The sequence below is a fragment of the Streptomyces atriruber genome, assembly GCF_001418325.1.
Lineage (GTDB): Bacteria > Actinomycetota > Actinomycetes > Streptomycetales > Streptomycetaceae > Streptomyces > Streptomyces atriruber.
This window is the reverse complement of sequence record NZ_LIPN01000391.1, coordinates 1-3,402: the sequence shown is the minus strand read 5'-3', so window position 1 is coordinate 3,402 and position 3,402 is coordinate 1. Positions and strand designations below refer to the sequence as shown.

3 protein-coding genes are annotated in these 3,402 nt (G+C 72.6%); 1 reads left to right on the top strand and 2 read right to left on the bottom strand.

The window, feature by feature from the left end; all coding sequences use genetic code 11:
- Positions 1-435 precede the first annotated feature (435 nt).
- Positions 436-1,914 carry a nitrosuccinate lyase gene (locus AOK03_RS33295; protein WP_079075113.1) on the top strand — a complete coding sequence of 493 codons (1,479 nt, stop codon included), beginning with the start codon at positions 436-438 and terminating at the stop codon, positions 1,912-1,914.
- 110 nt (positions 1,915-2,024) lie between these two features.
- Here AOK03_RS33295 and AOK03_RS42885 read toward each other — a convergent pair whose 3' ends face one another.
- Both AOK03_RS42885 and AOK03_RS33290 read right to left on the bottom strand, forming a co-directional pair.
- The gene (locus AOK03_RS42885) at positions 2,025-2,207 is read right to left on the bottom strand and encodes a MerR family transcriptional regulator (RefSeq protein ID WP_150163957.1); all 183 of its coding nucleotides are present in this window, start codon (positions 2,205-2,207) and stop codon (positions 2,025-2,027) included.
- The gene (locus tag AOK03_RS33290) at positions 2,204-2,830 is read right to left on the bottom strand and encodes a hypothetical protein (protein WP_055569109.1); all 627 of its coding nucleotides are present in this window, start codon (positions 2,828-2,830) and stop codon (positions 2,204-2,206) included. The genes AOK03_RS42885 and AOK03_RS33290 overlap by 4 nt, the downstream gene beginning before the upstream one ends.
- Between the last annotated feature and the right edge of the window lie 572 nt (positions 2,831-3,402).

The window sequence follows — 3,402 nt, the reverse complement described above, 5'->3', positions numbered from 1 at the left end:
AACCGCCGGGCCAGCGGCGAATGTTGTGCCGAAGCCGGGAGAAGCCGTCCACGACCGCCGACCATCCGCCTGCCACACCGCAGACCGCCACGCCACCGTCCGCGCCGCCGCCCGGCCGGGCGCCAACCACCTCCGTCGGGGGCGGAAGCGTGCCGGAACCGACATCCGCCCGGGGTGCGCCTTCACCCGCTCCGCCGGGTCACCCGCCCGCCGCACCGTCATCCGGCGGGGCGGCAACCGCCGGGCCAGCGGCGAATGTTGTGCCGAAGCCGGGAGAAGCCGTCCACGACCGCCGACCATCCGCCCGCCGCACCGCAGACCGCCACGCCGCAGCCCGGCCGGGCGCCAACCACCCGGCCGGGCGGCAACCGCCCCGCCGGGCACGGGCGTTGTGCCCGCCGGCAGGCGCCCGTACAGGACAAGGAGTCACACCCCATGACCACTGACCGCCTGCCCGTCGCGCCGCCGCCGGGCCCGGATACGGTGCGGCCGGACACCGTGCGGCCGGACGCGGCGCGGCCCGATGCCGGGCTGCTCGCGCCGGTCTGGGCCGATGTGCCGGTGGCGGCCGCGGTGTCCGACCAGGCGTGGCTGCAGGCCATGCTCGATGCCGAGGCGGCGCTGGCCCGGGCCCAGGCCCGCCTGGGCACGGTGCCCGACGCCGCCGCCCGGGCGATCACCGGGGCGGCGCGGGCCGAGCAGCTGGACGTGGTGGCGCTGGCCGCCCGGGCCCGCCAGTCCGCCAACCCGGTGGTGGCCCTGGTGGGGGAGTTCACCGCCCTGGTGGCCGCCCGGGATCCGGCCGCGGCCGCCTACGTGCACCGCGGATCCACCAGCCAGGACATCTTCGACACGGCGGCCATGCTGGTCGCCCGCCGGGCCCTGCGCCTGATCCGCGCCGACCTGGACCGCGCCGAGCAGGCGCTGGCCGCGCTGGCCCGGACCCACCGCGACACCCTCATGGCCGGCCGCACCCTGGCCCTGCACGCGGTGCCCACCACTTTCGGCTGCAAGGCGGCGGGCTGGCGCCACCTCGTGCTGGACGCGGCCGACCGGCTCGCCGCCCTCGAGGCGCGGGCGCCGGTCCAGCTCGGCGGGGCCGCCGGCACCCTGGCCGGCTACCTCGCACACGCCCCGGGCGCCGACCCCGCCGCCTACGTCCACGACCTGACCGAGGCCTTCGCCGCCGAACTGGGCCTGCACGCCCCGCTGCTGCCCTGGCACGTGCTGCGCACCCCGGTGGCGGACCTGGCCCAGGGCGCCGCGTTCACCTGCGCCGCCCTGGGCAAGATCGCCGTGGACGTGCTGTCGCTGACCCGCACCGAGGTCGGCGAGGTGCACGAACCGGCGCCCGCCGGCCGCGGCGCCTCCTCGGCGATGCCGCACAAACGCAACCCCGTGCTGGCCACCGCCATCCGCTCCGCCGCCCTGCAGGCCCCGCAGCTCGCGGCGGGCGTGCTGGGCTGCATGCTCAGCGAGGACGAACGCTCCGCCGGCGCCTGGCACGCCGAATGGGAGCCGCTGCGCGCCCTGCTGCGGCTGGCCGGGGGAGCGGCCCACCAGGCCGCGGAACTCCTGTCCCAGCTGACGGTCGACCCCGCCCGGATGCGCGCCAACACCGCCCTGACCGGGGGCCGGATCGTCTCCGAGCGGATCGCCGCGGTCCTGGCCGCACCGCTGGGCAAGGCCGCCGCCCGCACCCTGCTGGACCGGGCCTCGGCCGACGCGGCCCGCACCGGCCGGCCGCTGGCCGACATCCTGGGCCAGGACCCGCGGGCGGCCGCCGCCCTGGCCGGTGCCGGTGCCGGCGACCTGTTCGCCCCCGAGGCCTACACCGGAGCGGCGGCCGCCCTGACCGACCGCGCCCTGACCCGCGCCGCGCCGCCCGCCCCGCACCCGCCGGAGACGCCCTGACCCGCCACCACCGGCAATGGCCGCCGCCGGCCCCCCACGCAGGGAGTACCGGCGGCGGCCACCGCGACCACGGCCCGCGGGGGCCGCGCGAAGACGCTCACGAAATCCGCTCAGCGCTGGCGCTGCAGAGCGATTTCCGTGAGCTCTTCTATGTCGAACTGGGAACGTCCTGGTGTGCCGTAACGGGTTATCTTGCCCCGGCTCACCCACTTGCGGATGGTCGCTTCGGACACACCGGTGGCCAGCGCGGCCACATTGGTGGGAACGAGCCGGTGGCGCGGCGGTCGATTCATGCGGCGTCCTTCCTCTGCCGGTCCATGAGATGCCGGATGGTGAGTAACTCGCGCATTTCCCAGGAATGCCCGGAAGAACAGCTGATGCTGCCCCGGCCCGGCGTCCTTGCATTGCGCGGCGAAGCGTTGATGGTGCCCGGGCAGTCGTCCATGACACACGCGATGACCGGCGCGTGCTCATCGTCGGAATCCGGGTCGATGGCGCGCAGCGATTCCACCTGGAGGCTCTCGACTTCATCGGCGAATTCGGCAGCCGGAGGCTGGGTGGTGAGCCACTCCAGGTTGAGTATCAAAAAGCATGCGAGATGCGGGACGGAGCGTCCGGGGGCGGCAGCCCCCAGCTTCTCCACGACAAACCCGGACCACGACTCCAGGATCGCGAGGATGTTGTTCCTGGCGTCGAGGGCGGAGATGTTCAGATGGTCCCGCCGACGGCTGCCCGACACCTTTGTCGGGTTGCGCCGCCGGGACGTCGACAGAATGTGGTGCAGTCCTTCCTGGTGGAGGCCGGGAAGGGTGCGCAGGTTACGTTCCAGCTGCTCGACACAGCCGGCGCAGAGGACGGAGCCGGCGGCGACAGGGACTTCCCGGGCGTGGTTCCTGGGGCATGAGTGAAACTCCATTGAATCTCCTTCATGAGCTGACGCACCCCGCAGACGGCACGGAAGACGCACGTCTCCCGCACCGGATGCTGCAGTGAATGGCTGAATCGATGGCCCCTGGGGGAAACCTGGGGGAAAGGGAACGTGACCGGGGCCCGCACAAAGGCCACCGAAAGGACGTCGGGTCGTAACAGGACGGTCCCTTTCAGGAAATCCCGGAAAAGAATTCAAACCCGGCCCGATAGGCACAGGCTCTGCTGTGCCCGGTGAATACGGCTGTCATCTGCGATCCATCCCCCCGTTGCCTCCCCAGGCCCCACCGCCGCGCAGTCGCTGCCATGGGTGCACTCGGAGAGTTCCATGACCGGTCGGGGGGTGTCAACGTGCGCCCCGCCGGGAAGAGAGCGGTAATCCAGCGGTTGTAAATTTTTCATTTCGTAATCGATCTGCCCTAAAGGGGAATTTGAGATTCCTCTTTTCTAAAGGAGAACTCTAGGATTCTTCAGGCCTCGCTTTGGACGGATGGCATCCCGATTTTCCGCCCCCCGGCCCGCGCCCCCCCTCGCCTGTCTCTTCTCCACATCTCCCACCCC